The sequence below is a fragment of the Veillonellales bacterium genome (assembly GCA_039680175.1).
GTDB lineage: Bacteria > Bacillota > Negativicutes > JAAYSF01 > JAAYSF01 > JBDKTO01.
On the sequence record JBDKTO010000062.1, the window covers coordinates 1 to 2149 of the forward strand.

General features: G+C 37.1%; 4 protein-coding genes. 2 read left to right on the forward strand and 2 right to left on the reverse strand.

Going from position 1 to position 2149, the window contains the following annotated elements:
- Positions 1-21: 21 nt before the first annotated feature.
- Together ABFC84_09750 and ABFC84_09755 are read right to left on the reverse strand one after the other, a co-directional pair.
- Positions 22-609, reverse strand: a complete 588-nt coding sequence (locus ABFC84_09750) for a zinc ribbon domain-containing protein (protein ID MEN6413020.1) — start codon at positions 607-609, stop codon at positions 22-24.
- A 253-nt stretch (positions 610-862) separates the two neighbouring features.
- Positions 863-1189, reverse strand: coding sequence for a helix-turn-helix transcriptional regulator (locus ABFC84_09755; protein MEN6413021.1), 327 nt, complete (start codon positions 1187-1189; stop codon positions 863-865).
- Positions 1190-1323: 134 nt separating this feature from the next.
- Between ABFC84_09755 and ABFC84_09760 the strand changes: the two genes are divergently transcribed.
- Both ABFC84_09760 and ABFC84_09765 read left to right on the forward strand, forming a co-directional pair.
- Positions 1324-1524, forward strand: coding sequence for a hypothetical protein (locus ABFC84_09760; protein ID MEN6413022.1), 201 nt, complete (start codon positions 1324-1326; stop codon positions 1522-1524).
- Between the two features lie 117 nt (positions 1525-1641).
- Positions 1642-1875, forward strand: coding sequence for a hypothetical protein (locus ABFC84_09765; GenBank protein MEN6413023.1), 234 nt, complete (start codon positions 1642-1644; stop codon positions 1873-1875).
- The last annotated feature ends 274 nt before the right edge of the window (positions 1876-2149 follow it).

The window sequence follows — 2149 nt, forward strand, 5'->3', positions numbered from 1 at the left end:
CACTTTTTCATCACACACTCCTCAAATTTGATTTGTCAGGAAATAATTTATGAGTTGTGCCGCAAATTCCAAATTTTTCTTAGTGGCATACAATGTATTATTTCCGGACTGCTTCATTACTTCAATACCGTCATGATGTATCTCAAAATTGACAATATTCGAAAACTTAATGGATTGGGTTTTCTTATCACCAATGAACAGCAATCGAAAATTAGTGATATACAATTCCCCGGTATCAATTTTCTTCGATTCAATCTTAGTTTTTGTATTTACACCATAATTGCCCGCTCTGAAATATAACCCTTTCATCATTTTTACCCTCAGCGCTGGCCCATGATAACCAACCTGCTTTACCATTGATCTATTCTCATACAGATCCGCCCGCTCGCAATAATAACAAAACTCGCCACTTTGAAGTTTTATATCAATATTTATCGGATGCACGGTCTTTTTTGAATCATCAGTATTTTGTTCCTCTGGAGCAATTTGGAGAAGATCCTTCTTGCAGTATCGGCAAACGATTGCCTCGTCTTGAATTTCCTCAGCGCAATATGGACACTTTTTCATTTTTCCTCCACATGTTATTCCGAAATCGGAATATTGCCTCAAAAAGATTCCGTTTTTGCTGTCTTGTTACTTAGAACACTTGTGCTATAATTATGATGTACCTCTAATCAGCTTGCGCTCCCCGGGGAGGGGGGAGGATGAAAATACTACAGTGCAAAGAATCTGGAAATATCATCATCAGCTTGAAAATTTTTAGGAAAGAGATTCTACTTATTATTAGAGAGAGGAAAGGCTAATGAACAAACTGCGATTATGAAAACAATTGCATATTTTTTCATTATTAATTTCCTTTATTCTATTTACTCAGTAAAAAATTCATCATGTCCAAGATCGTCTGGCGGTCTTTGTCATTAAGTTGATTATATAGAAACAAAAGTTCTTCCTCTTCTTCGCTTGCATCTCTTGCCTTTGGCAATATCCCGCCGATTCGGTAAATCTGCTCAGGGGGCATATTTAGTGCTTTAGCAATTGACCTTAGAGATAGGTCACTAATGCCTCGTTTCCCATTAACGATATTACTCACTGTTGCATGGGATAACTTCGAACGCCTTGCCAATTCCGACATGGACCAATTACGCGCTTGTAGCTCTAATTTGAGCCACTTTCCCAATTCAGTTTCCATATACTACATATTATTCCATACCTTTCTGTAACCGCACTAACAGTTTCCGTAACTTACTTGACAAATTGTTAAATATGAATATATTTGTAACTGAAGTTACAAATTATGTTACTGTAATTTATAAGAGAGATTTCATGAAAGAAATACAAGAAAAACCAACCCTAACAATGCAAGTTTCAAAAGAGATGCACTGGGTGATTGGCGTCGGGTTGGATGACAGTGAGGTAGTGCTGATCTATGACCCGTGGACCAACGATATTGTGCGGTTCCGCGACAGGTACAAGCAAGGGCCCGCGAGGTTTGGGAGTTATAAAGGAATTAATATGATTCTGTGATATACTTGGATAAGTCCGCTTGAACTGCAAATGTGGAAAGAATGGTGAATGGTACTAAAAGATGTTACTTTGATGATGTAAGTTTGTGTTTAGTTATAATTTTCTCTAGAGGTGAGTATGGATGAATATTGGATGAAGATTACAGATATTGAGTGCAACAGAGTAACGTCAGGTGATTATGATGAAATCTTACTCCATGTTGAAATTCATGCACAAGAACAAAAAAAAAGAACATTTAGAGTAAAATACTCAGGTTCCGAGATCGCTACTAATAATCTAATTTGTGGGGATTTGGATTTTTTCTCAAAACTGAAGAATAAAAAGATCCAATTATTACCAATGGAGGAATAATCTACTGTAAAGAGATACCGATTTCATCTATGCTTAATTTGAGTGATTGACAAATTCCGCCATTTCCATTTAACCGGTTTTAAGATCACACGAGGAAGATGGTAATCCACTTTTTTTTGAAAATATGTTCACGCCGTCCATATCGAGATTGTCAACCTCCCAAAATTAGTACCAAATGAAAGTGGAAAAATCAGGCATGTTGGATGGCATATTGATAGGGTGGTAAGCCCTGTAATGCCTCATGGGGACGAATGGCATTGTACTCTTCCAGCCA

Coding starts and splice junctions, on each gene's coding strand:
- ABFC84_09760 (MEN6413022.1), top strand. CDS start 1,324: ATGAAAGAAATACAAGAAAAACCAACCCTAACAATGCAAGTTTCAAAA.
- ABFC84_09765 (MEN6413023.1), top strand. CDS start 1,642: ATGGATGAATATTGGATGAAGATTACAGATATTGAGTGCAACAGAGTA.
- ABFC84_09755 (MEN6413021.1), bottom strand. CDS start 1,189: ATGGAAACTGAATTGGGAAAGTGGCTCAAATTAGAGCTACAAGCGCGT.